This window comes from Mesorhizobium sp. 113-3-3 (assembly GCF_016756495.1).
In the GTDB taxonomy this organism is placed as follows: Bacteria; Pseudomonadota; Alphaproteobacteria; order Rhizobiales; family Rhizobiaceae; genus Mesorhizobium.
Window position 1 is genome coordinate 2,316,850 of record NZ_AP023243.1, and the last position, 26,528, is coordinate 2,343,377.

Annotated in this window: 28 protein-coding genes; 12 read left to right on the plus strand and 16 right to left on the minus strand. The window is 64.4% G+C overall.

The features are described 5' to 3' along the window. Positions 1-2 precede the first annotated feature (2 nt). The 4 genes from JG746_RS11180 to JG746_RS11195 all read right to left on the minus strand — a co-directional run bounded on the left by JG746_RS11180 (position 3) and on the right by JG746_RS11195 (position 3,953). On the minus strand, positions 3-1,148 hold the full coding sequence (locus tag JG746_RS11180; RefSeq protein ID WP_202358179.1) for a hypothetical protein: 1,146 nt from the start codon (positions 1,146-1,148) through the stop codon (positions 3-5). Positions 1,149-1,188: 40 nt separating this feature from the next. Continuing rightward, positions 1,189-2,277, minus strand: coding sequence for a hypothetical protein (locus tag JG746_RS11185; RefSeq protein WP_202358180.1), 1,089 nt, complete (start codon positions 2,275-2,277; stop codon positions 1,189-1,191). Positions 2,278-2,585: 308 nt separating this feature from the next. Next, a complete protein-coding gene (locus JG746_RS11190; protein ID WP_202358181.1) occupies positions 2,586-2,975 on the minus strand; it encodes a c-type cytochrome in 390 nt (129 codons plus the stop codon). 120 nt (positions 2,976-3,095) lie between these two features. Continuing rightward, positions 3,096-3,953, minus strand: coding sequence for a LysR substrate-binding domain-containing protein (locus tag JG746_RS11195; RefSeq protein ID WP_202358182.1), 858 nt, complete (start codon positions 3,951-3,953; stop codon positions 3,096-3,098). A gap of 99 nt (positions 3,954-4,052) precedes the next feature. On the opposite strand from JG746_RS11195, the gene JG746_RS11200 reads away from it, so the two are divergent. Further along, complete coding sequence (locus tag JG746_RS11200; RefSeq protein ID WP_202358183.1) at positions 4,053-4,949, plus strand: DMT family transporter; 897 nt, start codon at positions 4,053-4,055, stop codon at positions 4,947-4,949. Between the two features lie 22 nt (positions 4,950-4,971). Here JG746_RS11200 and JG746_RS11205 read toward each other — a convergent pair whose 3' ends face one another. Together JG746_RS11205 and JG746_RS11210 are read right to left on the minus strand one after the other, a co-directional pair. Beyond that, on the minus strand, positions 4,972-5,583 hold the full coding sequence (locus JG746_RS11205; RefSeq protein WP_202358184.1) for a thymidine kinase: 612 nt from the start codon (positions 5,581-5,583) through the stop codon (positions 4,972-4,974). A 9-nt stretch (positions 5,584-5,592) separates the two neighbouring features. After that, entirely contained in the window at positions 5,593-5,817 is a 225-nt protein-coding gene (locus JG746_RS11210) for a hypothetical protein (RefSeq protein ID WP_202358185.1), read from the minus strand. Between JG746_RS11210 and JG746_RS11215 the strand changes: the two genes are divergently transcribed. The 3 genes from JG746_RS11215 (at position 5,816) to choV (ending at position 8,917) form a co-directional block, all read left to right on the plus strand. After that, positions 5,816-6,751 carry a choline ABC transporter substrate-binding protein gene (locus tag JG746_RS11215; protein WP_202358186.1) on the plus strand — a complete coding sequence of 312 codons (936 nt, stop codon included), beginning with the start codon at positions 5,816-5,818 and terminating at the stop codon, positions 6,749-6,751. The genes JG746_RS11210 and JG746_RS11215 overlap by 2 nt on opposite strands. Positions 6,752-6,884: 133 nt before the next feature. Continuing rightward, positions 6,885-7,739 carry a choline ABC transporter permease subunit gene (choW, locus tag JG746_RS11220; RefSeq protein WP_202358187.1) on the plus strand — a complete coding sequence of 285 codons (855 nt, stop codon included), beginning with the start codon at positions 6,885-6,887 and terminating at the stop codon, positions 7,737-7,739. Continuing rightward, the gene (gene choV, locus JG746_RS11225) at positions 7,736-8,917 is read left to right on the plus strand and encodes a choline ABC transporter ATP-binding protein (RefSeq protein ID WP_202358188.1); all 1,182 of its coding nucleotides are present in this window, start codon (positions 7,736-7,738) and stop codon (positions 8,915-8,917) included. Before choW ends, choV begins: the two co-directional genes overlap by 4 nt. Positions 8,918-8,920: 3 nt before the next feature. Here the strand turns inward: choV and JG746_RS11230 are convergent, their stop codons facing one another. Together JG746_RS11230 and JG746_RS11235 are read right to left on the minus strand one after the other, a co-directional pair. After that, a complete protein-coding gene (locus JG746_RS11230; RefSeq protein WP_202358189.1) occupies positions 8,921-10,327 on the minus strand; it encodes an ATP-binding protein in 1,407 nt (468 codons plus the stop codon). Next, positions 10,324-11,040, minus strand: a complete 717-nt coding sequence (locus JG746_RS11235; RefSeq protein WP_202358190.1) for a response regulator — start codon at positions 11,038-11,040, stop codon at positions 10,324-10,326. The genes JG746_RS11230 and JG746_RS11235 overlap by 4 nt, the downstream gene beginning before the upstream one ends. Positions 11,041-11,386: 346 nt before the next feature. Here JG746_RS11235 and JG746_RS11240 point away from each other — a divergent pair, with 346 nt between their 5' ends. The 4 genes from JG746_RS11240 (at position 11,387) to clpS (ending at position 12,899) form a co-directional block, all read left to right on the plus strand. Then, positions 11,387-11,686 carry a hypothetical protein gene (locus JG746_RS11240; protein ID WP_019860700.1) on the plus strand — a complete coding sequence of 100 codons (300 nt, stop codon included), beginning with the start codon at positions 11,387-11,389 and terminating at the stop codon, positions 11,684-11,686. A 37-nt stretch (positions 11,687-11,723) separates the two neighbouring features. Next, on the plus strand, positions 11,724-11,978 hold the full coding sequence (locus JG746_RS11245; protein WP_202358191.1) for a hypothetical protein: 255 nt from the start codon (positions 11,724-11,726) through the stop codon (positions 11,976-11,978). A 162-nt stretch (positions 11,979-12,140) separates the two neighbouring features. Next, the gene (locus JG746_RS11250) at positions 12,141-12,455 is read left to right on the plus strand and encodes a hypothetical protein (protein ID WP_202358192.1); all 315 of its coding nucleotides are present in this window, start codon (positions 12,141-12,143) and stop codon (positions 12,453-12,455) included. 138 nt (positions 12,456-12,593) lie between these two features. Beyond that, positions 12,594-12,899: an ATP-dependent Clp protease adapter ClpS gene (gene clpS / locus JG746_RS11255; RefSeq protein ID WP_010911143.1), complete on the plus strand. Its 306-nt coding sequence runs from the start codon at positions 12,594-12,596 to the stop codon at positions 12,897-12,899. A 237-nt stretch (positions 12,900-13,136) separates the two neighbouring features. Here the strand turns inward: clpS and JG746_RS11260 are convergent, their stop codons facing one another. From JG746_RS11260 to JG746_RS11275, 4 genes are read right to left on the minus strand one after another with little or no spacing between them, the layout of a single operon-like run. Next, positions 13,137-15,215: a hypothetical protein gene (locus JG746_RS11260; protein WP_202358193.1), complete on the minus strand. Its 2,079-nt coding sequence runs from the start codon at positions 15,213-15,215 to the stop codon at positions 13,137-13,139. Positions 15,216-15,275: 60 nt separating this feature from the next. Then, on the minus strand, positions 15,276-18,095 hold the full coding sequence (locus JG746_RS11265) for a DUF4159 domain-containing protein (RefSeq protein WP_202358194.1): 2,820 nt from the start codon (positions 18,093-18,095) through the stop codon (positions 15,276-15,278). Then, positions 18,092-19,087 carry a DUF58 domain-containing protein gene (locus JG746_RS11270; protein WP_202358195.1) on the minus strand — a complete coding sequence of 332 codons (996 nt, stop codon included), beginning with the start codon at positions 19,085-19,087 and terminating at the stop codon, positions 18,092-18,094. Before JG746_RS11270 ends, JG746_RS11265 begins: the two co-directional genes overlap by 4 nt. Then, a complete protein-coding gene (locus JG746_RS11275) occupies positions 19,087-20,091 on the minus strand; it encodes an AAA family ATPase (RefSeq protein WP_202358196.1) in 1,005 nt (334 codons plus the stop codon). The genes JG746_RS11270 and JG746_RS11275 overlap by 1 nt, the downstream gene beginning before the upstream one ends. Before the next feature lie 141 nt (positions 20,092-20,232). Here JG746_RS11275 and JG746_RS11280 point away from each other — a divergent pair, with 141 nt between their 5' ends. From JG746_RS11280 to JG746_RS11290, 3 genes are read left to right on the plus strand one after another with little or no spacing between them, the layout of a single operon-like run. Next, a complete protein-coding gene (locus JG746_RS11280; RefSeq protein ID WP_202359321.1) occupies positions 20,233-20,862 on the plus strand; it encodes a DUF1285 domain-containing protein in 630 nt (209 codons plus the stop codon). Continuing rightward, a complete protein-coding gene (locus JG746_RS11285) occupies positions 20,862-21,494 on the plus strand; it encodes a CoA pyrophosphatase (RefSeq protein ID WP_202358197.1) in 633 nt (210 codons plus the stop codon). The genes JG746_RS11280 and JG746_RS11285 overlap by 1 nt, the downstream gene beginning before the upstream one ends. Next, positions 21,491-22,753 carry a CCA tRNA nucleotidyltransferase gene (locus JG746_RS11290; RefSeq protein WP_202358198.1) on the plus strand — a complete coding sequence of 421 codons (1,263 nt, stop codon included), beginning with the start codon at positions 21,491-21,493 and terminating at the stop codon, positions 22,751-22,753. The genes JG746_RS11285 and JG746_RS11290 overlap by 4 nt, the downstream gene beginning before the upstream one ends. A gap of 67 nt (positions 22,754-22,820) precedes the next feature. Here the strand turns inward: JG746_RS11290 and JG746_RS11295 are convergent, their stop codons facing one another. The 4 genes from JG746_RS11295 to hemF form a co-directional block, all read right to left on the minus strand. Then, the gene (locus JG746_RS11295) at positions 22,821-23,801 is read right to left on the minus strand and encodes a S8 family serine peptidase (protein WP_202358199.1); all 981 of its coding nucleotides are present in this window, start codon (positions 23,799-23,801) and stop codon (positions 22,821-22,823) included. Positions 23,802-23,888: 87 nt separating this feature from the next. Then, positions 23,889-24,467, minus strand: a complete 579-nt coding sequence (locus tag JG746_RS11300; RefSeq protein WP_202358200.1) for a hypothetical protein — start codon at positions 24,465-24,467, stop codon at positions 23,889-23,891. Between the two features lie 259 nt (positions 24,468-24,726). Next, entirely contained in the window at positions 24,727-24,912 is a 186-nt protein-coding gene (locus JG746_RS11305; RefSeq protein WP_027047304.1) for a DUF1059 domain-containing protein, read from the minus strand. Positions 24,913-25,104: 192 nt separating this feature from the next. Further along, positions 25,105-26,019: an oxygen-dependent coproporphyrinogen oxidase gene (gene hemF / locus JG746_RS11310; protein ID WP_202358201.1), complete on the minus strand. Its 915-nt coding sequence runs from the start codon at positions 26,017-26,019 to the stop codon at positions 25,105-25,107. Positions 26,020-26,183: 164 nt separating this feature from the next. On the opposite strand from hemF, the gene JG746_RS11315 reads away from it, so the two are divergent. Further along, positions 26,184-26,441 carry a hypothetical protein gene (locus JG746_RS11315; protein WP_027030665.1) on the plus strand — a complete coding sequence of 86 codons (258 nt, stop codon included), beginning with the start codon at positions 26,184-26,186 and terminating at the stop codon, positions 26,439-26,441. The last annotated feature ends 87 nt before the right edge of the window (positions 26,442-26,528 follow it).

A 26,528-nucleotide genomic window follows, 5' to 3' on the forward strand; every position in this document is an offset into this window, starting at 1 on the left:
GGTCAGACGTCCGAGATGACCTGTCCGTTGGACAGGATATGAACCTTGTAGCCGCCAAAGATCTTCTGTGCTTCGCCGGCGGCGTAGAGCGCCTGGTAGGCCTCGTGCGGGATCAGCGCGTGGTTTTCATAGCTCGACACGCCCTGGCGCGCGGCTTCCAGGTCGTCGGTGTTGATGAAGAATTCCTGCGTCGTCTTCTCGCTGGAAAACAACCCCTTGCGGCCGGGCTTCTCGCCCTTGGAATAGACCTCCTGGATGGTCCAGGTCAGGAGCCAGGCGTTTTCCGGCTTGCGCACCTTGGCCAGCACTTCTGTCACCGTCGAATTGTTGTCGGTAATGCCGGCCGAATAAAAGGGACCGAGCACGACACGGCGCAACTGCTTGGGGTGCAGCGGCTCGAAATCCTTGTCGAGGTTGACGGCAATGGTCGCCGGCGACAGCGTGTAGGCGGAATTCTTTTCGGTGAAATCGTCGAAACGGTGCGCAAGCTCGGGATTGAGCAGGCCGTCGACGGGCAGCGGGATGTCGACCTTGTCGTTGAGCTTGCCGTTCCGGTCGACGAGCTGGCGGACCATGTTCTCGGAGGAATCCTCCACGGTCACCATGTAGACCAAAGGCAGGTTGGCGCTGCCGTCGAAACTCGCCCAATGGACGAGATAGTAGGGGAGTGCCGTCTTCGGATTAACCGAGACCTTGGCCGTCTGCGCCAGCGTGAACGGCCCGAAGGTCTGCTCGCTCTTGACGTCCTCGAGATAGAGCCGCTCGGCCATCGACTTCTGCAGCGCTTCGGGGAATTCCTTGTGGCGCAGGATGAAGTCGGCCATCTCCTCGCGCAGCTCGCCGGCCAGCGGGATGTTGGCGAGCCGGCTGTCGGCCTGGCGGCGGTCGTTTTCCAGTTCGAGCAGGTTCTGGAACACCGGAAAACCGCTTTCGGCGCGCGAAATGCGGAACGTATCCATGAAGCCCAGCCGGTTGCGCCAGCAGCCAAAGGACTTGTCGAGCCGGGCGATGTATTCGGCAACGATCTTGGCGACGATGCCGTGCCGGTAAAGCGGCGAGCGGTCGTCGCGCATGAACACTTCAAGGCCGCTGAGCGCGGCCGTGATTGCCGAGAAATACCGCGCCGCCGCGTCGTTTTCGGGGGTCATTCTGTCAGTCCTGGGATTGTCGCACCGGTGCGCGCGGCAATTATGACTGCACGTAGTTGGCCGAATTGTGCTTCTTCAGCACCTCGTCGAAGCGGCGGGCAAAGGCGTCGTCGGCCAGCTTCTTGCGGCGCTGGATATCGGCGCTGGCGACCATGTTCTTCTCGTGCATTTCGAGCAGGTCGCCAATGTGCTTCTGCGAGGCGGCGCCGATGCCGGCCATGGTTTCTTCCGCCGTGTTGTCGACCTGGCTGCCCAGCGTGTTGATCTTGTGGGCGACGTCCTGCTGCGCGGCGGTCTTCAGCGAATCTTCCAGCGCCTTGTAGAGCACGATGCGCTGCTCGGTATCGATGGTCAGCTTGTTGATCAGCGTCGACTGCGCGGCGATCTGGTTGTTGAGCGAATCGACGAAAGTCTGGAACATCGAGGTGTAGCGCTCCAGCGTCTGGCTTTCGGCCAGCAATTCCTGCTCCTTGGCCTGCTTTTCGTTGTATTCGGTGGCCAGTTTCGAGCGCTCGCCTTCGAGCTGCGTGCGGTCCTTCTGGCTGGTCGAGGCGGCGATCTTGTTTTCGATGTCGAGCAGCATCGGATTGAGCTCCTCGATGCGCTTCTGCACGGCTTCGAGGTTCGACATGGTGGTCTTGCGGCGCTCGATCACCTGCGACAGGCTGGTCTCGGAAGTCTTGTAGCGCTGGTCGAGCACCTCCTTCTGCGCCTTCAGGATGCCGACGATGGTGTCGGACTTGGCCAGAAGTTCCTGCAGATTGCCGGCCAGCGACATGTTGCGGACGCGGTCGGTGCGCATGCGCTGTTTGCTCTGGCTGGAGAAGATGCCGACGAAGTTTTCCCAGCCGGTGTAGTTCTTCATGCTCTCGAACTCGGCGCCGAAGACGTTGGTGGCGTCCTCCAGCCCGATGATCAGGTCGGCAATGTTGCCTTCCATCACCTTCTGCTGCTTCAGCACATCCTCGATGCGGGCGTTCTCGATGTCGAAATTGGCGTCGCCGATCTTCTTGTCGGCGGTGGCGAGCGTGTCGAGCACGGTGCCGGACTGCTCGATCTTGGTGCGCATGTCCTGGACGACCTGCTTGGTCTTGGCAATTTCGGCATCGAAATTCTGCAATGTCGCCATAGGGGCCTCCCGCTTCGGCTTCCGGTCGCTGGCTGCGAACAGCGGCGAATATATGTGGGGCTTCCGGCGATTGAAAGACGTGAAGACAAGGGCGGCGTGAAAACAAAAGAATCCGCCAAGGCCTTGAAAGACAATCAAGGTGGGGTCATGGCGTGATTAGCCGGTCAGTCGGGACTAGTTCAACTGTCATTGAACTTTCATGCCGGCAAAACAGTCCGCTCCCGCCGACGCGGAAATGCTGAATTCGAGAGGGAGTTGAACCGGTTGCAGGCGAGCATATCGATGCGGCGTGCCGCACCGGCGCGCCGTCAAGGCTTCGGATCGGCCTTCAGATAGGCAATGACATTGGCGATGTCGTCATCATTGGTCAGGCCGCCAAAAGCCATTTTGTTGCCAGGAACCTTGAGCTTGGGGGCCCTGAGATATTCGGCAAGATTTGCCTCGTCCCAGACAAGACCGCCAGCGCCAGCGCCCTTCATTGCCTCCGAATAATGGCCAAGGAAGCTTTTTGCGGTGCCCGCGGTGCGGCCGACCACACCCATGAGATGCGGGCCGACCTTGTCGCGGTCGCTGGCCGCCTCATGGCAGGCGATGCAGCGGTTGAAGACTTTCTTTCCCAGCGCCGGATCGCCGCCGGCATGGGCGGCGATCGAGGTGGCCAAGAGAAGAAGACTGGCTGAGGAAATGGCGCGAAGCATGGCTGACCCCGGAGAGCTCTGGCTGACGGCCTTGTAGGACCGAGGCCTTAACAAACGCTGCATCATGGCGGATTGGCAAGGGCGGACCTTCGCCCAATCGCCCGCGGCCGGAAGTGGATCTCAGGCCTGCTGCGCGAGGTCGCGGCGCAGGAAATCATGCAGCCGATCGACCGCCGGTGTCGTCGACATCGGGTTGCGCAGGATGCCGACTTCGAGATCCGGCAGCGCGGGAAGCCCTTCATTGGCGCCAATGATGCGCAGCGACTGAGGCACGCTGCGCTGGGCGAGACCGGCGACGGCAAGCCCGGCCTGCACGACCGCGATCAGGCCAAGCAGGGAGGCGCTGGAATAAGTGCAGCGGTAGGAGCGGTCGGCATCGCCAAGCGCTTGCAGGACATTCATCCTGGCGGCGCAGCCGGGCTCGAACAGGGCTACTGGCAAGGGATCGGCCTGCCAGGCGACATGGTTTGATGAAGCGACCCAGACGAAACGCTCCAGCCTGATCACGTCGAGCGGCTGGTCCGGCAGGCGGGTAACGATCGCCAGGTCGAGCCGCCCTTCCGCCAGGGTTTTCACCAGCGCGGTCGACTGTTCGCAAATCAATTCCACCGTCACCAGCGGGTGGTCCTCGGCAAAGCGCGACAGAACCGGAGGCAGCAGGAAGGCGGCATAGTCGTCCGGCACGCCAAGGCGCACACTGCCCGTCTCCTTCGGCCGCGTGACGCTCGCCCAGGCCTCATCCGACAGCTTCAGCAGCCGGCGCGCGTAGACGAGAAAGTCCTCGCCGATGGCGTTGGGGGTGACCGTTCTTGGTCCGCGCACAAGAAGCTGGTTGCCCACCATCTCCTCCAGCCGCTGCATCTGCATGCTGACCGCCGACTGGCTGCGGCCGACCCGGGGCGCGGCATTGGACAGGCTGCCGCTTTCGACGACGGCGACGAAGGTTTTCAGGAGGTTGAGGTCAAGCGGAGCAGCCATGGTGCTATCAGCATATCGAATAGATCGCTCCAAATCTATTCGCTTGTTTGAAAGCTGTCCTCCTGGCCAGATGGGTCTTGTCCGTTTGAGGAGCCTTCGATGAAGGAGCTGCCAACCTCCCGTTTTCCGGCCGCGAGCCTGGCCTTTGCGATGACGATTGCCGGCACGGTTGGCGCCTTCGTGACGGAAGCGGGGCTCCATCCCGTGACGATCGTGTTCTGGCGCTGCGTCTTCGGCGCCATGTTCCTCGGCGCATGGTGCCTGCTGCGCGGCTATCCGCCGGACAGGACGCTGTCGCCGTCCCGCCTCGCGCTGGCAGCACTTGCCGGCGCCTGCATGGTGCTGAGCTGGACCGCCTTCTTCGCCGGCTTCGCCATGACGTCGATCGCCACGACAACGATCGTCTATCACGTGCAACCCTTCTTCGTGGTCATCATCGGCGTGGTCTTCCTCAAGGAGCGTATCTCGCTCGACCAGATCCTGTGGATGCTTGGCGCGTTCCTCGGCGTCGTGCTGGCCAGCGGGCTGGTGGTTTCACATGCGCAAGCCAGCGCGGCATGGGCGCTGGGCATCGCGCTGACGCTGGTCGCCGCGCTGCTCTATGCGGTGGCGACGATCCTGGCCAAGGGGCTCGGTCAGCAGCGCGCGGAGGTCACCGTGCTTTGCCAGACGATCGTCGGCATCGTCATGCTCGCGCCTTTCGCCGGCATCGGCCAGCCTATTCCCGCGCATTCATGGGGTTGGCTGGTCAGCATCGGCGTGCTGCACACCGGCATTGCCTATGTGCTGATGAACTCGGCCTTTCCGCGCCTGACGACGCCGGTGATCGGCATCATCACCTTCATCTATCCGGTCGTCGCCATCGTCATCGACTGGGCTCTCTACGGGCATCCGCTCGGGCCGGCGCAGGCCGCCGGCATGGCGCTGATCGCCATGGCGACGCTCGGTGTCCGGCTGGGCTGGCGGTTTCCGCTGAGGCGTGTCTTAGCGGCCTGACGCGGATCGCCGCGCAAGAGGGTCAGGATTTCATGAAGCCGATGAAATCGTCGGGCGCGGCGCGGCCCATTTCCTCTTCCCAGTGACGGCGGCAGAGCGAGACATAGACATCCTTGCCGATCGCCACCTGCTCGCCCTGGCGGGCCACCTTGCCGTCCGGGCCGAGGCGCACGACCATCGTGGCCTTCCGGCCGCAGCGGCAGATGGTGCGCACTTCGCGCAAATCGTCGGCGATCGCCAACAGAGCGCGCGAGCCGGAAAACAGCTTGCCCTGGAAATCGGTGCGCAGGCCGTAGCACATGACCGGTATGTTCAGCCGGTCGGCGATGCGGGCCAATTGCCAGACCTGCTCCTCCTCGAGGAACTGCGCCTCGTCGACGAAGACGCAATGCACCGTCGTGTGGTCGTGGTGCTCGGCGACGCGGGCGTAAAGGTCGTCGCCGTCGCGGAACATCTCGGCCTCGGTCTCCAGTCCGATGCGCGACGAGATCAGGCCGCTGTCGCCCTTGCGGTAATGGCCGGCGACGAACAGCATCGTCGTCATGCCGCGCTCGCGGTAATTGTAAGAGGCCTGCAAGAGCATCGTCGTCTTGCCGGCATTCATCGTCGCATAGTGGAAGTAGAGTTTGGCCATGGCTGCCTTTTAAGCCGACTTGCCGCCGCGCGGGGAGTGGGCGCAGGCTTCGTCCACCAAAAACTCCATGTCGTTCAAAAACCTGTCATGTCGCGTAATGGCCAGCGCGCGCCGTTCATCGTGATGTTGCGCCGCTTGAAACAACATCAAAATGGTGTTTGGCTGACGAAACAAGGCGGGCGCAAGAACCGTGACTTCGCTTTGCCGCAAAATTTGCAATGGGAGAAAGTTCATGTCGCGTATGAAATCTATCGTCGTCGGCCTCGGCCTGGCGGCCCTGCTGTCCACGACCGCCGCTTACGCCGGCGATCCGGCAAGCTGCAAGGCGGTGCGTCTCTCCGATGTCGGCTGGACCGATATTCAGGCTACGACCGGCGTCGCCTCCGTTCTGCTCACCGCGCTCGGCTATGAGCCGCAGACGATCCAGCTGTCGGTGCCGGTCACCATGGCTTCGCTCAAGAACAAGGACCTTGATGTCTTCCTCGGCAACTGGATGCCGTCGATGACCAACGACATCAAGGACTACACCGCCGACGGTTCGGTCGAGACGATCAGCACCAACCTGACCGGCGCGGGCTATGGCATCGTCGTGCCGACCTATGTCGCGGACGCCGGCGTCAAGTCGCTGACCGACATCGGCAAGTTCAAGGACAAGTTCGGCGGCAAGATTTACGGCATCGAAGCCGGCAATGACGGCAACCGCATCATCCTCGACATGATCAAGAACCCGAAGGACAATCTCGAGGGCTTCGAGCTGGTCGAATCCTCGGAGGCCGGCATGCTGACGCAGGCCGAGCAGTCGATGAAGAACAATGAGTGGATCGCCTTCCTTGGCTGGACGCCGCATCCGGTGATGGGCGCCATGAAGATCACCTATCTCGACGGCATGGGCGACAGCGGCTTCGGGGCCGCCACCGTGTTCACCAACGTGCGCAAGGGCTACACCACCGAATGCCCGAACGCCGGCAAGTTCATCGCCAATTTGAAGTTCAATCTGGACATGGAAGGCCAGATGATGGACGCGATCCTGAAGGGCGGCGACGCCAACACGGTGGCGAAAGATTGGCTGAAGAAGAACCCCGACGCGGTCAAGCCATGGATCGCCGGCGTGACCACCTTCGACGGCGGCGATGCCGCAGCGGCGATCAAGACCGCGCTCGGAAGCTGAGCCGACTGTGATTTCGGCGTGACCGAAATAAAAGGGCAGCCATTCTGGAAAAGGCTGCCCTTTTTCATATCGTGTGACAAGATGACGTTGCGCGAGCCGGGAGCGGGACGGCTCATGGACGAAGAGGGGTAAGATGGATCCGATTTCGCAATTCATGGTCGATCACAAGATCCCGATAGGGGCCTGGGGAAAGGCGTTTTTCGGCTTTCTTACCGATAATTTCGACACCATCTTCAGGGCCTTCTCCAATGGCCTCAATTTCATCCTCAACGGGCTGGTCGACCTGCTGCTGATGGTGCCGCCGGTGCTGCTGGCGCTGGTCATCGCGATAATCGCCTGGCTGTTGCAGCGCTCGCGGCCGCTCGCCATCGGCGTCTTCCTCGGCCTGATCTTCATCATCAACCAGAACCTGTGGAAGCAGACCGTACAGACGCTGGTTCTGGTCGTCGCCGCTGCCGCCATGGCCATGGCCATCGGCGTGCCGCTCGGCATCTGGGCGGCGCACAAGCCGAAGGTCTACCGCATCATGTTGCCGGTGCTCGACCTGATGCAGACGCTGCCGACCTTCGTCTACCTGATCCCGGTGCTGACACTGTTCGGCCTCGGCAACGCGCCCGGCCTCATCGTCACCATCATCTTCGTCATCCCGACGGCCGTGCGGCTCACCCATCTTGGCGTCGTCTCGGTACCGAAGTCGATCATCGAGGCCGGCGAGGCGTTCGGCGCCACCAAGAGCCAGCTTCTGTGGAAGGTGGAACTGCCTTCGGCGCTGCCCACCATCATGGCCGGCCTGACGCAATCGATCATGCTGTCGCTGTCGATGGTGGTGTTCGCCGCTCTCATCGGCGCCGGCGGGTTGGGTACCGAGATCAACCGCGCGCTTGGCTCGCGCCGCATCGATCTCGGGCTTGAGGCGGGCCTTGCCATCGTCGTGCTGGCCATTGTGCTCGACCGAATGACCCGCATTGGCGTTGGAGGCAAGAAATGACCGTCGCCGTCGATTTCAAGAACGTCGATATCGTCTTCGGCGCCGACCAGGCCGGCTCGCTGGCCATGATCGATAAGGGCGCGACGCGCGCCGAAATCCTGGAGAAGACCGGCAATGTGCTGGGCTGCGCCGGCGCCAGCCTCACCGTGCATGAGGGCGAGATCTCGGTGCTGATGGGTCTGTCGGGCTCCGGCAAGTCGACGCTGCTTCGAGCCGTCAACCGGCTCAACGTGGTGTCGCGCGGCCAGGTGCTGGTCAAGGACGGCGACAGAACCGTCGACGTCGTCACCTGCGACGAGCCGACCTTGCGGCGGCTGCGCCAGAAGCAGGTGGCGATGGTGTTCCAGCAGTTCGGCCTGCTGCCGTGGCGCACGGTGGAGGAAAATGTCGGGCTTGGCCTCGAACTCGCCGGCGTGCCGGACGCCGAGCGCAAGGAGCGCGTGCACAGGCAGCTCAAGCTGGTCAATCTCGACCAGTGGTCGAAAAAATACGCGCATGAGCTGTCGGGCGGCATGCAGCAGCGCGTCGGCCTGGCGCGGGCCTTCGCCACCGAGGCGCCGATCCTGTTGATGGACGAGCCGTTCTCGGCGCTTGACCCGCTGATCCGCACCAAGCTGCAGGACGAATTACTGCAGCTGCAGGCCGAGCTGAAGAAGACCATCATCTTCGTCAGCCACGATCTGGAAGAGGCGCTGAAGATCGGCAGCCACATCACCATCATGGAGGGCGGACGCATCGTGCAGACCGGCGCGCCGGAAGACATCGTGCTGCGCCCCGCCAACGATTATGTCCGCGACTTCATCGCCAATGTGAACCCGCTCTCGGTGCTCACCGCCTGGAACGTGATGCGCGACCGCCGCGACCTCGAAGAGGGCAAGGACGGCTGGGTGTGGCTCGACCGCCGCAAGACGACGCGCTTCAAGATCGACGAGCACGGCCTGGTGGCGGCGGCCGAACGCGACGGCAAGCCGGCGGTGTGGGTGTCCTGCGCCGATGTCGAGGCCCAGTCGGAGGAGGCAGCGCAAGTGTTCTGGGCCAATCCCGGCACGTCGCTGAAAACGGTGATGCTGGCCATGCACCGTTCGCAGACCGCACCCGTGGCGCTGTTCGATGACCAGTCCCGCTTTGTCGGCGCCATCGGCATCCGCGATGTGCTGAGCGCGGTGTTGCGAAGGTAGAGCTCAGGCTGCCAGCGGCAGCCGCAGCTCCGTCAGCAGCCCACCATCCGGATGGTTGGACAGGTGGATTTCGCCGCCGGCGGCGCGCGCGATGTTGCGGGCGATGGTGAGGCCGAGGCCAAGGCCGCCGGTCTGGCGGTTGCGCGACTGTTCCAGGCGCACGAAGGAGCCGAACACGGCATCGATCTGGGCCTGCGGTATACCTGGCCCTTCGTCGCGGATGGCGAGCGTGATCGTGCCGTCCGAGCGATAAAGGCTGAGATGCGCCTTCTTGCCGTAAGTGACGGCGTTCTGCACCAGATTGGTGACGCAGCGTTTGAGCGCCACGGGCCGCGCCATGCAGATCAGGCCGCGCGAACGGGTGTCGTCATTGTCGAAGGAGACCTCCGGATAGGGGTCGGCGATCGATTCCACGAGCGACCAGAAGTCGATGCGCTCGGTCTTTTCCTCGTTCACCTCGAAAGTGGCGAAGTCGATCACTGAACTGGCGATGCTCTCGACATCGGCCAGATCATGCGCCAGCGCCTCGCGGACCGCCGATTTGCGCAACAGTTCGAGCCGCAGCCGCATGCGCGTCATCGGCGTGCGCAAATCGTGCGCGAGTGCCGCGGCCAGATGTTCGCGGTCCTCGACATATTCGCGCAGTCTCGTCTGCATGGCGTTGATCGCCCTGGCGGCGGCCCGGACCTCGCGGCTGCCCGATTCGGCGATCGGCGGGCTCTTCAAATCCTTGCCGATCCGGTTCACGGCGGTTTCCATCATCCGGTATGGTGCGGTCAGCCGGCGCAGCGACCAGATCGACATGATCACCACCAGGCCGGCGATCAGCGAATAGAGCGGCAGGCTGTCGAAACTCAGGATCGGGCCGACGGGCGTGATCGGCTCGGTGAAGTTCAGCCACTGGCCGTCGGCGAAGCGCAAGGAGGCCGTCAGCTTGTCGCTCTGGGCGAAGTCGGCGGCAAGTACCAGAAGGTCGCGCTCGACCTGGCCGATATCGGGGCCGGATACCGTGCTGGCGTCGTCGGCCTCGCGTGTCGCGGGATCGCGCCGGACGCGCGCGTCGGTGACGCCGAACTTCGTCAGCCGGCCAACGAGGATGTCCTCGAGTTCGGCCAGCTCGTCGTCGCCGGCGATCGAGGAGGTGACGGCGGGCGTGTCGGAGACGGTAAGGGCGTAAGTCGAATTGAAGAGGCCTGCCGCCGTTGCCTTGCGCTCCTCAGGCGTGGCGCCGCTCATCAGCTGCACCAAAGAGAAGGCGCGGTCGTTGAGACGGTAGAGGTCGACCACGTCGTTGGCCGCGGCGCGGTCGCGCGAGACGATGTAGAGGGTCGCGACCTGGCTGATCAAAAGGCCGGCAATGACGATCAGCAGCACCCAGGCAGGCAAGGTCTGCGGCAGGAGACGTTTCATTCGGAGGTCGTCTCGGGCAGGAACTGGTAGCCGCCGCTGCGCACCGTCAGGATCAGTTTCGGTGTTTTCGGATCATCTTCCATCTTGCGCCGCAGCCGGCTGACGAGGATGTCGATGCTGCGGTCGAAGGAATAGTCGCTGTCGCCGCCGGAGAGTTCGATGAGCTGGTCGCGGGTGAGTACGCGCTGGGCGCTCTTGACGAAGGTCTGCAGCAGGTTGAACTCGGCCATGGTCAGCTCGACCCTGACATCGTCGGGCGCCGTCAGCCGGCGCCGCGAACAGTCCATCGTCCAGCCGGCGAAACGGTAGATCTGCTTGGTGGCGGCGCGCTTCGGCTCGGCGGCGCCGTTGCGCCGCAGCACGGCGCGGATGCGCGCCAGGAGTTCGCGCGGGTCGAAGGGTTTGGGCACATAGTCGTCGGCGCCCATCTCCAGGCCGACGACGCGGTCGGTGGTTTCGGTGACGGCGGTCAGCATGATGATCGGCGTCGAATACTGGGCGCGCAAGTCACGGCACAGTTCCAGCCCGCTCTTGCCGGGCAGCATCACGTCGAGCACGATGAGGTCCACCTGCGAGCGGCGCAGGACGGCCTCCATCTCGGTACCGTCGGCGGCAACCGACGTGTGCAGGCCCCGCTTCTGGAAGAACTCCTGGAGGAGGTCGCGGATGCCCTTGTCGTCGTCGACGATCAGTATGTGTGCGTCGGATTTCACGAGGTGCCCTGTTTCGATTGCCAGCCAAGTCATTCCTGGCTGGTGAGCCACACGATAGAATTCGGGCCATATGTTGGCCAGTGCCTTGGATTTCAAGGGAGAACGAATTCAGTCTTCTCCACATGGAAAGCCACGGTCGTGCTGAAGCTGTTTGTTTCCATGCGTGTCGTTTTCCCAAAGCCGGGACCACTTTTGGGCGACACCCATCGCCCGGGCGGGCCAGACACAATCCAGAAACAAAATTCTACAATCGGGAAAAACTCCTGAAAAGGTAGGGCGGCATAACGGTGCCGTGGCGGTCAGATTACCGGCTGCGACGCAAAATCTCCGGGTTCACGGAAAAACCATGCCAAGCTTGTCGATCAGTTTGTTGGGTGCGTTGCTGGGCCTTGGCCTGGTCACTGCCGCTGTTGGACAATCGGATGCAAAGGCGCCGCTCACCCGGAGCGAACGGTGCGCCAATCTCAGCCACCAATTTGATGAAGCCCTCGAAACCCATGCCACGGCAACGCAGGTCACCGCGGCAAAGGCACTTCAGAGAAAGGGCAACCGGTACTGCGCCGCCAAGAAACAGGCGCAGGGCATCCGGATGCTCGCCAACGCTCTGAAGCTGCTTGGAGTGACACCGAACGACCCGGTCCAGTGACACTCAACTTGACCAGCATAAAAAGGAAATGAAAGCCATGAAAAAGTCCATCCTCTCCACCACCGGTCTGGCCGTCGCTCTCGCTTTCGCGATGCCGGCTCTCGGCAACGCCGCTGCCACCACGACCGCTGCTCCGGCTGCTGCCGCCACCACGACCACCCCGGCTCCGGCTGCTGACGCCACCGCCAAGCCCCCGGTGAAGAAGGTCGTCAAGAAGGTCAAGCACAAGAAGGCTCCGGCCAAGAAGGTCGTGAAGAAGGCGACGGACAAGGTTGCTCCGAAGAAGCCCTGATCGGCTCTGAAGCCAGTTTCTATCGAGGCCGTTCCAGCCCTAGCCGGCTGGGGCGGCCTTCTGCCAGGCACCCGATCGAGCGGCTGAACGCCGGCGGCCCACAGCCAGCCACCTCGATCCGACTTAACCCGTTTTCAACGCCGGCCGTGTAGGACAATCCGCATGAAGAAGCGGCTTTCGTCCATTTTGCGTTCCATGGTGATTGGCGGCCTGGTTGCCACCGGTGTCGCCAGGGTGCTGATTCTGCTCACCGCCAGCCCCGTGCCCGACCCTGCCAGCGGCCGCACCGAGCCCTCGCTGTTCGCGCCGATAGTTTCCAGCAACTGGGACTACATCACGCCTGTCCAGGCATGGCTGCTGATCGTGCTTCTTGCCGTGACGCTGGTCTGCATTGCCGGATGGCCGATCGCGGCCTGGATGGAACGCCGGGCCGATGCCGATGCCAACCGCCGCATCTTCGGCCGCCAGGGCCGTTGAACCGCGCCCGACAATTTCCCACATGGTTGTGAATGACCGGGCCGGCCCGCCGGCGGTCCGCATGCCAATCAAAATGGACGATCGCTGCCGCCCGTGGCAAAATACCGGGGCAGCCCGATCGCGAAACTGTCGGTTCCGATGCCTGAAATCACCACAAAACCGCGAACCAAGGTCAAGCCGCAGACCGAGCGGCCGAAGCTCTACAAGGTCATTCTCATCAATGACGACTTCACACCGCGCGAATTCGTGGTGACGGTGCTGAAGGGCGAGTTCAAGCTCAGCGAGGACCAGGCGCACCGCATCATGATTACCGCGCACCGGCGCGGCGTCTGCGTCGTCGCGGTCTTCACCAAGGACGTCGCCGAGACCAAGGCGACGCGCGCCACCGATGCCGGCAAGGCCAAGGGCTACCCGCTGCTGTTCACGACCGAGCCGGAAGAGTGAGTGGCCGGTTCGCCGCAGGCGAATTCATCGTGCCAGTGGCACGATGAAAGGTCACGAACGCTGGGGAGTTGCCGCAGGCAACGGGGCCCCGGCAGACGCCGTTTGACGTGGAGGGCCGACGGCTATGGTGCCAACGGCTGATTAGTATCGAATCTCAGATCAATACTTCGGAGGCCAGCGCTGCCCCTCATCCGTCTGCTGGCACCTTCTCCTCGCATAGGGACGGGGAGAAGGGAACTACCGCCCCTCGCGGTACCACATCGAGCCCATCGCCAGGAGCAGCAGGCCGAGGCCGAGGAAGCCGCCGAACAGCGGTACGCGCGAGACGGCCTTGAGCACGCTGTCGTCCGTGGTGCGCAGGCCGATCCAGTCGCTGCCGGAGGCCTCGCCGCTCGAGCGCACCGGCACGATGGACGGCAAGGTCACGTCGCTGCCAAGGGCAGAGGACGAGGCCAGCCGGCGCACGCTGCCGCCGGTGGCTTCCGCCGGCGCACTCAGCAGGTTTTCGGTGGAGATGACGTCGGCGAATTCCGGCGCATTGACCGGTCCGACATGGGCGAGCGCGGTGAGATCGCCATTGGCGACCTGGAAGAGGCCGATCTCGTTGGTCTGGACGCTGCCGAGGAAGACGCCGGGCTCGGATTTGTCGAGCTTGACGGTCACCGTCTTGCCGGAGGGCGTGATGATCTGCGCGGGGCCCGGGTCGTCGGCCATGGTCTGGCGGCGGATCTCCAGCACCATGCCGCGCCCCTCGGCGGTCAGCCGCTCTTCCTCGAGTTCGGGTTCCTTCATCAGCCAGTGGGCGATGCGCCGATAGAGCTGGACATGCGGGCCGCCGCCCTCGAAGCCGCGCGCCCACAGCCAGCCCTGGTCGGACAGAAGCATGCCGACGCGGCCTTCGCCCTTGCGGTCGAGCAGCAGCAGCGGCCGGTTATCGGCGCCCTTCATCACCACTTCGCCTTGCGGATTCTGCACGCCGATGGTGCGGAACCAGCGGCTCCAGTGCGGCGGCTCGGTGGCCGAACCGTCGAGGCCGCGCGTCACCGGATGACGCTGGCCGAGGTCGGTGAGCCGCGGATAGAAGGCCTTTTCGACCACTTCGCCGGTCGGCATGGCCGGCAAGGCCGACATCAGCGGCGTGCGTGCGATCGAAGCCTCGCCGGCATATTCGGGGCCGGCGGCGATCAGCAGCGCGCCGCCCTTTTCGACATATTCGGAGATGTAGTCGTAATAGAGGATCGGCAGCACGTCACGGTGCTGGTAGCGGTCGAAGATGATGAGGTCGAAATCCTTGATCTTCTCGACGAACAGTTCGCGCGTCGGGAAGGCGATCAGCGACAATTCGTTGATCGGCGTGCCGTCCTGCTTTTCGGGCGGCCGCAGAATGGTGAAGTGGACGAGATCGACCGAGGCGTCGGACTTCAGCAGATTGCGCCAGGTACGCTCGCCCGCATGCGGTTCGCCCGAAACGAGCAGCACGCGCAAATTCTCGCGGATGCCGTCGACCAGCGCGATGGCGCGGTTGTTGGTGTCGGTCAGCTCGCCCGGTTCGCGATCGATGGCGAGTTCGATGATGTTGCGCCCGGCGCCCGGAATGGTCACCTGCAGCGGCATGGCTTGGCCGACCGTGGCGTGCTCGACCGAGACCTGCTCGCCATTGACCGAGACGCGCACATCGACCGGGCCGGTTTCGTTTTCCGTCGAGATGACACGGTAGGTCATGTCGAGCGGCTTGCCGACGATGCCGAAACGCGGCGCATTCTCGAAGCGGATGCGGCGGTCCTTTTCGTGGTCGTTGCCGGTGATCAAGGCATGCAGCGGGGCGTTGAAGTCGGGCGCGCCGGGGGGCGCGTCATGCACCTCGCCGTCGGTGATCATGATGGCGCCGCCGATGCGCGAGGGCGGCACGTCGCGGAAGGCGCCTTCCAGCGCACCGAACAGCCGTGTTTCGGTACGCTCCTCGGCGGCATCGGACTTGCCGGCCTCGACGACGCGGACGTCGAACTGCTTGAAGCGGCCAAGACGCTGCTGCAGCCCGGCCAGCGCCTCGTCGGTCTGTTTGGTGCGGTCGCCAATGTCCTGGCTCTGGCTGCGGTCGACGATCAGCGCGACGACACTCTTCAGCGGCTCGCGCTCCTCGTTGAGGAACACCGGATTGAACAAAGCGGCGGCGAGCGCCAGCAGGGCGACGAAGCGCAGGACACCGCCGCGCTGGCGATACCACAGGCCGACGAGTGCCAGCAGCGCCAGCGGCACCAGCACCAAGGCCAGCAGAGGCCAGGCGATCAGCGGTTCGAAAGAGATCGACCAGTTCATGGCTTATCCTCCCGTTGTTGGGGAGGGTCGATCTGCGGAGGTGCAATAAAGAACCTCATCCTACTGCCCCAGCCGTTCGAGCAGGATGGGGACATGCACCTGGTCGGATTTGTAGTTGCCGGTCAGCATGTACATCATGATGTTGACGCCGGCGCGCAGCGCGTAGACCCGCTGCATCGGGTCGGCCGGCACGGTCGGCAGCAACGGGTCGCCATTCTCGTCGACCGCCCAGGCGCCGGCGAAATCATTGGCGGTGATCATGATCGGCGAGACGCCGTCGCCTGTGCGCACCGGCCGGTTGTCGGCATTGCTGGCGTCGAGCGAGGCCTCGACCCAGAGCGGGCTGCCACTGAAGCGGCCGGGGAATTCCGGCAGGATGAAGAAGGATTTGGTCAGCACGTGGTCCGACGGCACCGGCTCCAGCGGCGGTACGTTGAGGTTGCCGAGGATGTCGCGCAGCCGCTCGGTCGCCGGGCTGGTGGAATCGGCGCCGATGCCGTTGGCGAACTGGTCGCGCGTGTCGAACAGCACCGTGCCGCCCTGCTGCATATAGGCGTCGATGCGGGCGATGGCGGCCTGGCTCGGCATGGGGGCGGCCGGATCGATCGGCCAGTAGATCAGCGGATAGAAGGACAACTCGTCCTTGGCAATGTCGACGCCGGCCGGTGCGCCGGGTTCGAGCGCGGTCTTCTCGATCAGGAAGCGGGTCAGGCCCTCGAGCCCGGCGCGGCTGATCGAATCGTCGCCCGGCACGCCGGTCAGCACATAGGCGATGCGGGTCTTCGAAATCGCCGTGACGGCCGCTTCGTCGCCTGGCTTGGCATCGTCGGCGCGGGCGAAATCGGCGTGCCCGAAAAGCGCGCCAAGCGCGATCAGGACGGCCGCGGTGGTGGCCGCCGCGCCGGCACGGCGCCGCCGGCGCGAGAACAGCCCGCCCATCCAGAACACCGCCAGCGTGTCGAGCAGCATCAGCACCAGCGCGGCCGTGACCAGCGAACCCTTCAGATTTCGGGATTCATCGAAGGCGTACTGGATTGATGTCACCGGAACGGTCAGTTGCGGGCGGGCCAGCGGCACGAACGTGCTTGCGGCATCGAGCAGATTGTGGGCGAAGACGCCGGTCTCCGAGCCGTAAAGGCCAGGCGGGTTCTCGAAGGTCACCGGTACGCCGGCGCCCGGTACCAGTGGCCGCGCATCCGGCGTCGGCGGCACCAGCGAGCCGTCGGCGGCGATCATGCGATAGGGCGCCAGCGACGTGGCGGCGGCTTCGGCATTGGCGATCGCCGCGCCCTGGTTGCGCGACAGCTGCACGATACGGCGCAGCATCTCGACGAAGCTGCCCGAGATCGGCAGGTTCGACCAGGTTGCCTCCGGCGTGACATGGAACAGCACCAGCGTGCCCTTGCCTTTCTTCAGCCCGGTGACCAGCGGCGTGCCGTCGGCAAGAGCGGCCCAGGTGCGTTCGACGATGTCGGGTGTCGGTTCGGCCAGCACCTGCCTGCTCACGGTGACTTCCGTAGGCGGCGCCAGATCGGCGAAGGGACCGGCCTTGGGAAATTCGGTGACCGGCTGCGGCGATGTCCAGGACAGCGCGCCGCCGAGCGAACGCTCGCCTGTGCGCAGGCGGACCGGCAGCAGATCGTCGTCATTGCCGGCGGCGGCCAGCCGCGAGCCGGCAAAACGCACCAGCGTCCCGCCATTGTCGACCCAGTCGACCAGCCTTTGCCGGACCTGTGCGGGAATGGTGCCGATATCGGCCATGATGATCATAGCCGGCTTCTGGTCGAGGATCTGCGGGATGGCGTCGGCGAGATCGGCGCTGGAGGGTTCAACCAGGTCGGCGAAGGGCTGCAGCGCGCGCCTGATGTAGTAGAGCGGCGACAGAAGCGGCTGCGCCTGGTCGGCCTCGGCCTGCGACAAGAGCCCGACGCGGCGGCGCTTGGAGCTTTCGTCGAGCACGCGCACCGCACCCGCCTGGCGCTCGCCGTCGAGCGCGATCGAGGCGAAGTCGTTGCGCAGCTCGAACGGCACCCCCATGGTGCCGGTGGCGGTGGCTTCGCCGGGCGCGAAGGTCAGCGTCGCATCGGCGATACGGCGGCCCTTGTCGTCGAAGGCGCCGGCGGTGACCTGTGCGGGCGCCGGATCGCCCGGTGCGCGGATGGCGGTGAGCGCGAAACCGTCGACCTGGTTGTCGGCGGCGGTAAGCCCGGTCAGCGAAAGGCGGTCGGCCGTTGCCCACACCACGCGCGCGGCATTCTTCGACAAGAGCGTGTTGAAGGCGGCTTCGTCGCCTTTGGCCGCCAGGCCGTCGGCCAGCACGGCGACGCTGGCGCCGGGCAAATTCTCCAGCACGCCGGCGACGCGGGCATAGACGGCGGGCCGGTCGGTCGGGATCGGCCGCGGCTTGGCGGCGCGCAGCCGGTCGAGCGCGGCGGCGGCATCGAAGGGGCCGATCTCGGCGTTGGGTTTTTCGGCGGTGAAGGCGATGATGACGGGGACGCCGTTCGAGCCGGCGTCCTTGATCAGCCGCTCGGCGGTGGCGACGCGCTTGTTCCAGTCGGCCGCACTTGCCCAGTCATTGTCGATGACCAGCGCAAGGGCCGCACCCTCGGCCGGCAGTTTTTCGCGCGGGTTGAAGACCGGTTCGGCCAAAGCGGCGACGATGAGGCCGGCCATCAGCAGTCTGAGCAGCGTCAGCCACCAGGGGCTTTGATGCGGCGTCTCCTCGCGCTTCAGGACGCGCGCCAGGATCTTCAGCGGCGGGAAGATCTCGGCCTGCGGCTTGGGCGGCGTCAGCCTGAGCAGCCACCAGATCACCGGCAGCGCCAGCAGGCCCCACAGCACCATGGGAGCGCCAAAGGAGAGCGGCAGCCAGTTCATGCGCCAACCACCTTTCCTGGCTGATCGCCAGTGGCGATCATGCCGGCACGAGCGCCAGCACCGGTCGGCCCGAATTGACCAGCACGACCGCTACCGGCATAGCCGCCATCGGCGGTCATCGCCATGTGGAGGCGCACCAGCGCGTCGGACGCCAGCCGATCGGTGTGGTTGACGGTAAAACTCCAGCCGAGCCGCTTGCACCATGCGGCCAGCTCCTGGCGGCGGGCGGCGTAGAGCAGGCGGTATTCGTCGCCCAGCATTTCGGCGCGTCCGGCGGTCAGCTTGTCTCCGGTCTCGGGATCGGTGAACTCGGTGCGGCCGGCATAAGGGAAGGTCTCCTCGGCCGGGTCGGCGACCTCGATCAGATGGGCGCGCACGCCGTGGCGGGCGAGCACGTCGAGCCATTCCATCGTTTCCTCGACCGGATCGAGGAAATCGCTGGCAATGACGATGTCGCAGAAGCGCCTGATGTCGGAGAGGTCGGGCTTTGCCGGCAGGTCGCCGGCATGCATGAGCTGGGCGGCGATGCGCTCGGCGCCATTGCGGGCGGTGAAGGGGTCGGTCAGATCAGGCCAGGCGATGCGCTCGCCGCTGCGCGACAACAATTCGGCCATGGCCAGCGCCAGCACCAGCGCACGCGATTGCTTGGAGACGCTGGCGCCGGTCGATTTGTAAAGCATGGACGGCGAGGGGTCGGCCCACAGCCATACCGTATGGGCGGCCTCCCATTCGCGGTCGCGCACATAAGTGTGGTCGTCGCGGGCCGAGCGGCGCCAATCGATGCGCGAGGAATCGCCTTCGACATAGGGCCGAAACTGCCAGAAATTCTCACCGATGCCGCGCTTGCGGCGGCCATGCCAGCCGGCGATCACGGTGTTGACGATGCGCCGTGCCTCGACCAGCAGGTCGGGCACAAGCGAAGCCCGCAACCGGCCACGGGCGAGCGCGTCGCGCGTCGCTGCCGGAGCCTGGACCTCGCCGATACGCGCCATCAAATCCCTTTCACGAGTTTCGCCACCACGTCGCGCACGCTCGTGCCTTCGGCGCGGGCCGCGAAGGTCAGCGCCATGCGATGCTGCAGCACCGGCTCGGCCAGAGCCCGCACATCGTCGACCGAAGGCGCCAGCCGTCCGTCGTAGAGCGCGCGGGCGCGTGTGCACAGCATCAGCGCCTGGCTGGCGCGCGGGCCGGGGCCCCAGGCGACATGTTTGTCGGTCTCGGCATTGCCCTGCCCGGGACGCGCCGAGCGCACCAGGGTGAGGATCGCCTCGACGACGCTTTCGGGCACCGGCATGCGGCGGATCAGCGTCTGGATCTCCTTCAGCCGGGCCGGCTGCAGCACGTTCTGCGCCTTGGCATCCTCGATGCCGGTGGTTTCGAGCAGGATGCGGCGCTCGGCCTCGATTTCGGGATAGAGGATATCGACCTGCATCAGGAAGCGGTCGAGCTGGGCTTCGGGCAGCGGATAGGTGCCTTCCTGCTCCAGCGGGTTCTGCGTTGCCAGCACATGGAAAGGTGCGGGCAGGTCATAGCGGGCGCCGGCGATGGTGACGTGATACTCCTGCATGGCCTGCAGCAGCGCCGACTGGGTACGCGGCGAGGCGCGGTTGATCTCGTCGGCCATCAGCAGCTGGGCGAAGATCGGCCCGGAGATGAAGCGGAAGGAACGCTTGCCGGTCTCGTCCTGCTCCATCACCTCGGAGCCGAGAATGTCCGACGGCATCAGGTCGGGGGTGAACTGGATGCGGCGCGAATCGAGGCCAAGCACGACGCCCAGCGTTTCGACCAGCTTGGTCTTGGCAAGGCCGGGAACGCCGACCAGCAGCGCATGGCCGCCGGCCAGCAGCGCCACCAAAGTGCGCTCGACGACAGCCTCCTGGCCGAAGATTACCCGGCCGACCCCGTCGCGGATCCTGGAAATGTCGGCCAGCGCCTTTTCGGCCTCGGCGATCATGTCCGTTTCGCTGATCGGGCTTTCCTTGACCATCACGCTCATTCGGCTCGATCCCTTTGGTTGGAAATACCGGCCCGCACCATATCATATGTCGCCGCGATTCGGCCTCGCGTAGCGCCTATGGTCGAACTTAAATCACAGACTTAGGCTGACAAGCGGAACAACAGTGACTATTTCGTGACGATGACGGAACACGACGAACATCGCCAACAAAGCCTTACGCAGGCAACCGAGGCGCGCGGCCTGGAGGCGTTGATCTCGCGCGCGGCGCGTGCCGGCAAGGGCGCGGCGCCCGTCGAGCGCTGGAATCCCGACTTCTGCGGCGATCTCGACATGGAGATCAAGGCCGACGGCACCTGGTTTTATCTCGGCACCCCGATCGGCCGCATGCCGCTGGTGCAGCTTTTCTCCTCCGTGCTGCGCAAGGACGCCGACGGCAGGACCTATCTGGTGACGCCTGTGGAAAAGGTCGGCATCCGCGTCGCCGATGCGCCGTTCATCGCCGTCGAAATGGACGTTTCGGGCAGTGGCGACGAACAGATCATCACCTTCCGCACCAATGTCGGCGATGTGGTCGAGGCCGGGCCGGAACGGCCGCTGCGCTTCGTCGACGAGAACGAGACAGGCGGCCTGAAGCCCTATGTGCTGGTGCGCGGCCGGCTGGAAGCGCTGGTGGGGCGGCCTGTCATGTATGAACTGGTCGGGCATGGCGAGGAGATCGAGATCGGCGGCAAGACCATGTTTGCCGTGCGCTCCAAAGGCGCGGTGTTTCCGATCATGCCGGCGGACCAGTTGAAACGGCTGAGCGCATGATGGACCAGCTGTCACGGGTGCCGTTCTCATCGGCTGATTTTCGCGCGCGCTTCGCCGCGCAGCCGGATGCGCATGCCGGCGACGACTATGGCGACCATCGCTTCAATCCGGGTCATCCGCGGCTGAACCAGGGCAAGCCGCTGCGCAATGCGGCGGTGCTGATCCCGGTGGTCGATCATGACGGCGAGGCGACGGTTCTGTTGACCAAACGGGCCGAAAAGCTGCGCAGCCATTCGGGGCAGGTGGCCTTTCCCGGGGGCACCATCGATGCCACCGATGCCAGCCCGGAGGCGGCGGCGCTGCGTGAAACCTTCGAGGAGATCGGCCTCGACCAGGACCGCATCGAGATCATCGGCCGCATGCCCGACTACGTCGCCGGCAGCGGCTACCGCATAGCGCCTGTCCTGGGCATCGTGCGGCCCGGCTTCGGGTTGACCTTGAACATCGACGAGGTCGATGCCGCGTTCGAAGTGCCGCTGCGCTTCCTGATGGACCCTGCGAACCATATCAGGGACAGCCGCATGTGGAACGATCTCGAATGGTTCTTTTACGACATGCCCTATGGCGACCGGCGTATCTGGGGCGTCACCGCCGGCATCATCCGCACGCTCTATGAAAGGCTCTATGCGTGAGTGTTTCGATCGCTGGCAGGGCCAACTGGCTTGCCGACAAGCATTTGCAGCGCCTGCTTTCCGCCCTTTCGCAAGGCAGTGAAGAGGCGCGTATCGCCGGCGGCGCGGTGCGCAACACGCTGATGGGCCAGCCGGTCGCTGATGTCGACATCGCCACGACCTGTTTGCCCGACGAAACCATCCGCCGCGCCGAGGCGGAAGGTTTCAAGCCGGTGCCGACCGGCATCGAGCACGGCACCATCACTGTGGTCGCCGGCGGCAAGCCCTATGAAATCACCACCTTGCGCGCCGATGTCGAGACCGACGGCCGCCGCGCCAAAGTGTCGTTCGGGCGCGACTGGAAGCTGGATGCCGAGCGGCGCGACTTCACCATCAACGCGCTCTATGCCGAGGCCGACGGCAGCATCGTCGACCTGGTCGGCGGTATCGCCGATATCGAGGCGCGGCGGCTGCGCTTCATCGGTGATGCGGAAGCACGCATCCGCGAGGATTATCTGCGCATCCTGCGCTTCTTCCGCTTCTTCGCCTGGTATGGCGAAGGCCGGCCGGATGCCGAGGGGCTGAAAGCCTGCGCCCGGCTAAAGGAGGGCCTGGCGCAACTTTCGGCGGAGCGCATCTGGTCCGAACTGAAGAAACTGCTTTCGGCGCCTGACCCCTCGCGGGCGCTGCTGTGGATGCGCCAGGCTGGTGTCCTGACCGCCGCGCTGCCGGAAAGCGAGAAATGGGGCATCGACGCCATCCACGGGCTGACCAAGGCCGAGAAAGATCTGGGCTGGCCGGCGGACCCGATGCTGCGGCTTGAGGCGATCGTGCCGCCGGATGCAGCGCGCATGAAGACGCTCGCCGAGCGGCTCCGGTTTTCGACCGCGGAATCCGACCGCTTGCGCCACTGGGCAGTGGCCACCGCCGTCGAGCCGAAGACGACCGAGGGCGAACTGGCGAAAAGGCTTTATCGCGGCGAGCGGCAAGGGTTTGTTGACCGCCTGCGGCTGTCGCTTGCCGGGGCCAGGGTGCGCGCTGTCGAGAACACTGACGCGCTGCTCGAAGCCGGCGGCTTTTCGCGCCTGCTGGCCTTCGCGCTCAAATGGGAAAAACCGGTGTTTCCGCTGAAAGGCGCCGATCTGACGGCGCTCGGCGCAACGCCTGGGCCAAAGCTCGGCGAAATCCTCAAGAACCTCGAGGCGGAATGGATCGAGGCCGGATTTGCCCCTGATCGCGGCGCGCTGCTCGACCGCGCCGCGAAGGCGCTCGAAACTTAGACTGGAGCCTGGCCGGACGGCCGCGCCTGCGGTTTGACGTCGCCGATCAAAAACCGATGTCGCTCTCCTACTTGATCGCCACGGGGGCCAGGGCGCGCGAAAGGCTTGCCTCGCCCTTGCCGTAGACGGAGGGGTTATAGTTGACCAGCGTGTCGGTACGTGCCGTGTTGAGCAGGTCGTTGGTGATCTGGGTCGCCGTGGCCTTGGTGAATTTGCTGCCGATGATCGCCGCGTATCCTGAAATGATCGGCGCGGCGAAGGAGGTGCCATAAAGGCCCGTCTTGCTGCCATCGACACCAACCACCAGGAAGTGGCTTTGCACCGCCGCATTGGAGCCGGCGGTGTTGGAATACCAGGCAAGCTGGGCCTTGCTGGACGTCGTGCCGTTGGTGGACAGTGCGCCGACGAAGATCGCGGATGGTTTTCCGATCAGGGCAAGGTCGAGATAGTCCTGCTGGCCGTTCGTGATCCCGCCCACGGCAACCGAATCGTTGCCCGCGGCTTTCGAAACGACTGCCGTTCCGTTGGTGGCATAAGAGATGATGGAGGCTTCCTCCTGGGCCCACCCGATCTGGTTCGAGCGGTAGCCCGCCTTGGCGTACATGCCGTAGCTCAGATTGAGCACATTCAGGCCGGGCGCCAGGCCGACGGCCGAGCCGGTTGAGAAATCCTTCGACCGGATGGTCGCCAAGGGCGCGATCATGGCGGTTTCCTCACGCGTCCATTCGCCGTGGCGCTGGGTTTGAGCCCCAACACCGAAATTGCCGGAAAAGCGCGACGTACTGGAGAAATCGTCGACGATCGTAATCGTGACGCCCTTGCCCTTGTATCCCGCGGCCCAGGCGGCGCCGACATCGGGGCTCATCCACCCCTGTACCACTTGCGTGCCCGCGGCCGGGATCGTTGCGCTGACGCAGGTGGACAGACCGCCGCCGTGGCACAACGCGGCCATCTCGTCCGCGTTGACCGCCTCCTGCGCCGACGCCATCGGTGCCGACAGGATGGCGAGAGCCGTGGCGACGCCGAATTTCAAGCAACTCCGTGACATGATCTTACTCCGTTCAAACAAGAACCACGACGGGTGATCGCGCATTTCGGGGCGGGATGATCTTCTCATTTTTCATCCTCCCGGCGATCAGAAAGTTACACGGTAATTCAGCCAGATGTGCTGGCTCTCCGGTTTAGCGTTAACCAGATATTTCAAGGTTTCCTCAGGCGCCAACTGGCTCGCCGCAAGCCGGCAATTGACGCTGTAGGTGCCAAAATCACCGTAGTCGGCTTCGCAGGCTTTTTCGGTAAGCTTGCCGCCGATGGTGGTGGTGAGCGAAAGGGAAAGCGTGCTGTTCGGGTTCGGATGCATCTGGGTGACGAACCCGAGCTTGAGGCTGGGCTCGATCCGATACTTCTCGCCCTCTTCGCCGGTTCCAAAGCCCCAAAGGATGCCGGTATCTTCGGTGATCTGGGTGAGCAGGTCCACATGCATGTCGACCCAGCGCGCGCGGTACCATTGGTTGAACGAAACAAAGGTCCCGTTCTGCAGTTCGTAGCCGCCATTGCCGAGGCTTCTCGCGCGATCGCTGAGTGGCGAGCCCTGATGTATGTCGACCAGCGATGTCGTCATTTCCTGTGCTGCAGCCGGGAACGCCCCGATGAGCGCGCACAGCAGGAGCGCCACCGTGCGGAACCTCCTTCGACTGCCGGACTTTTCGCGCATGCGCGAAACACCTCGCCCCACCGGTCCGGATCAGTGCCCTGGTGGCGACGGGCTTCTCTGGCAGCCCACTGTAGCCGGATTATCCGCGCGACAGTGGCACGGGTTCGGTTACCGTGCGGTTTACTTTAGCTGAGGCAAATATAATTTTTTGACCCTGCGGGGTCCGGCTCGCCCGGCGTTCGCGATGGCGCTTCCAGCCAATCTTGAAGCGCCAACGCGGCTGGTTTTCCGTTGCCGATGGCTCCTGTCAGGGCAAAGCCTACGCGGCGTCGCGAACCTTCTCGATGCGCGAGCGGATCGCCTCGATCATGGTTTCGCGGATGGTCGTCTCGCCATGCGTCTCGCGCATATGTTCGACGGCACGGCGCATCACTTCGGCTTCCTCGTCGGCACGGGTGTGCCACTCACAGCCGGGAACAAGCGAGCCGCAGTGAAACTGCTTCATCGGATTTCTCCTTTTCCTCCAGGGAGCCGGTCGGGGCTCCGCCACATTTTTGGCCCACGGTCCATTCCCGGACGCGGGCAGGGCGAGGACTATAACACGGGAGGGGCGGTCTGGTTGCATCAAAGCATCGTGCACCGCCCTCCCTGCCTCGCTGGCTTGACGCAATTCCAGACGGAATTGCTCCGGCTGACCTTACGGCCAGCGCACCTCGGGCGGCAGGCTGGAGAGGATCGAGGCGACATTGCCGCCGGTCTTCAGGCCGAAGATGGTGCCGCGGTCGTGAAGCAGGTTGAACTCGACATAGCGGCCACGGCGGATGAGCTGTTCATCGCGGTCGCCGTCCGTCCAGTTCTCGTTGAAATTGGCGCGCACGAGGTGGCCGTAGACGACGAGGAAGGAGCGTCCGACGTCCTGGACGAAGTTGAAGTCGGCGTTCCAGCCGCCCTTGTCTTCTGCGGAATGCAGCCAGTCGAAAAAGATGCCGCCAACGCCGCGCGGCTCGTTGCGGTGGGGCAGGAAGAAGTACTCGTCGCACCATGCCTTGAATTTCGGGTGGTCGGCGACGGCGGCGTTCTTTTCGCAAGCGAACTGCATGGCGCGGTGGAAGGCGACAGTGTCGGGGTCGTCCTGGGTGCGGCGGCGGTCGAGCACCGGCGTCAGATCGGCGCCGCCACCGAACCATTGCCTCGAGGTGACCACCATGCGCGTGTTCATGTGCACGGCCGGAACGTTGGGGTTCCAGGGGTGCGCGATCAGCGAGATGCCGGAGGCCCAGAAACGCGGGTCTTCCTCGGCGCCGGGCATCTGCTTCCTGAATTCGGGCGAGAACTCGCCGTAAACGGTCGAGGTGTGGACGCCGATCTTCTCGAAGACGCGGCCATGCATCATCGACATGGTGCCGCCGCCACCCTTGCCGGCATCGCGTTCCCAAGGCGTCTTTTCGAAACGGCCCGGCGACCATGAGGCCAGCGGCCCCTGGAGATCCTGCTCGATCTGCTCGAAGGCACCGCAGATGCGTTCGCGCAGCGCCTCGAACCACAGGCGCGCCTTCATCTTCTTCTCTTCGATGTCGGCGGGCAGGCCAGCTGGTATTTCAGGTCGTTCCAAAGCGCCTTCTCCGGTTGCTGGGCGGTGAGTCGACAAAAGACTCGTCTTTTCCGGGCGCGATCCCTAATCTCTTAAAGGACAGGGTCAAGTCACTTTGGTTTTGCGCATGATCCTTTCCGAAATCCGGTTTCGGGGTCATGCGCTGCTGTGCAAGGAGTTGTTTCGTGCGCACGCCGGCAAGACCGCCGCTGGATGGCCTGAAGAAGAGGCTCGACCAAAGCCGGGCTGAACGCGCCCGCATGCCGCGCGACGGTTTTCTGCGCGAGACCTTCGTCCTGCCGCGCTCCGATGCCCGCCTCAAGGCCAAGGAATGGTTCGAGCGCTTTCCCAAGCAGGCCTACTGGACCGAGATCGAAAGCTGGTTCGAGCGGCCGGGTGATTTGATCGAATTCACCATCAGGCGGTTGCCGGTGGCGGACTAGGATTTCCTCGCGCCGCTTGCGGGAGAGGATACCGGCAGGCAGGTGAGGGCAGCGCGAATTTTTCAATGCTGGGGCTGGCCCGTCATC

Excerpts from the sequence above, each read along its gene's own strand:
- JG746_RS11180 (WP_202358179.1), bottom strand. The coding sequence starts at position 1,148 with ATGACCCCCGAAAACGACGCGGCGGCGCGGTATTTCTCGGCAATCACG.
- JG746_RS11185 (WP_202358180.1), bottom strand. The coding sequence starts at position 2,277 with ATGGCGACATTGCAGAATTTCGATGCCGAAATTGCCAAGACCAAGCAG.
- JG746_RS11190 (WP_202358181.1), bottom strand. The coding sequence starts at position 2,975 with ATGCTTCGCGCCATTTCCTCAGCCAGTCTTCTTCTCTTGGCCACCTCG.
- JG746_RS11195 (WP_202358182.1), bottom strand. The coding sequence starts at position 3,953 with ATGGCTGCTCCGCTTGACCTCAACCTCCTGAAAACCTTCGTCGCCGTC.
- JG746_RS11200 (WP_202358183.1), top strand. The coding sequence starts at position 4,053 with ATGAAGGAGCTGCCAACCTCCCGTTTTCCGGCCGCGAGCCTGGCCTTT.
- JG746_RS11205 (WP_202358184.1), bottom strand. The coding sequence starts at position 5,583 with ATGGCCAAACTCTACTTCCACTATGCGACGATGAATGCCGGCAAGACG.
- JG746_RS11215 (WP_202358186.1), top strand. The coding sequence starts at position 5,816 with ATGTCGCGTATGAAATCTATCGTCGTCGGCCTCGGCCTGGCGGCCCTG.
- JG746_RS11210 (WP_202358185.1), bottom strand. The coding sequence starts at position 5,817 with ATGAACTTTCTCCCATTGCAAATTTTGCGGCAAAGCGAAGTCACGGTT.
- choW (WP_202358187.1), top strand. The coding sequence starts at position 6,885 with ATGGATCCGATTTCGCAATTCATGGTCGATCACAAGATCCCGATAGGG.
- choV (WP_202358188.1), top strand. The coding sequence starts at position 7,736 with ATGACCGTCGCCGTCGATTTCAAGAACGTCGATATCGTCTTCGGCGCC.
- JG746_RS11230 (WP_202358189.1), bottom strand. The coding sequence starts at position 10,327 with ATGAAACGTCTCCTGCCGCAGACCTTGCCTGCCTGGGTGCTGCTGATC.
- JG746_RS11240 (WP_019860700.1), top strand. The coding sequence starts at position 11,387 with ATGCCAAGCTTGTCGATCAGTTTGTTGGGTGCGTTGCTGGGCCTTGGC.
- JG746_RS11245 (WP_202358191.1), top strand. The coding sequence starts at position 11,724 with ATGAAAAAGTCCATCCTCTCCACCACCGGTCTGGCCGTCGCTCTCGCT.
- JG746_RS11250 (WP_202358192.1), top strand. The coding sequence starts at position 12,141 with ATGAAGAAGCGGCTTTCGTCCATTTTGCGTTCCATGGTGATTGGCGGC.
- clpS (WP_010911143.1), top strand. The coding sequence starts at position 12,594 with ATGCCTGAAATCACCACAAAACCGCGAACCAAGGTCAAGCCGCAGACC.
- JG746_RS11260 (WP_202358193.1), bottom strand. The coding sequence starts at position 15,215 with ATGAACTGGTCGATCTCTTTCGAACCGCTGATCGCCTGGCCTCTGCTG.
- JG746_RS11265 (WP_202358194.1), bottom strand. The coding sequence starts at position 18,095 with ATGAACTGGCTGCCGCTCTCCTTTGGCGCTCCCATGGTGCTGTGGGGC.
- JG746_RS11270 (WP_202358195.1), bottom strand. The coding sequence starts at position 19,087 with ATGGCGCGTATCGGCGAGGTCCAGGCTCCGGCAGCGACGCGCGACGCG.
- JG746_RS11275 (WP_202358196.1), bottom strand. The coding sequence starts at position 20,091 with ATGAGCGTGATGGTCAAGGAAAGCCCGATCAGCGAAACGGACATGATC.
- JG746_RS11280 (WP_202359321.1), top strand. The coding sequence starts at position 20,233 with ATGACGGAACACGACGAACATCGCCAACAAAGCCTTACGCAGGCAACC.
- JG746_RS11285 (WP_202358197.1), top strand. The coding sequence starts at position 20,862 with ATGGACCAGCTGTCACGGGTGCCGTTCTCATCGGCTGATTTTCGCGCG.
- JG746_RS11295 (WP_202358199.1), bottom strand. The coding sequence starts at position 23,801 with ATGTCACGGAGTTGCTTGAAATTCGGCGTCGCCACGGCTCTCGCCATC.
- JG746_RS11300 (WP_202358200.1), bottom strand. The coding sequence starts at position 24,467 with ATGCGCGAAAAGTCCGGCAGTCGAAGGAGGTTCCGCACGGTGGCGCTC.
- JG746_RS11305 (WP_027047304.1), bottom strand. The coding sequence starts at position 24,912 with ATGAAGCAGTTTCACTGCGGCTCGCTTGTTCCCGGCTGTGAGTGGCAC.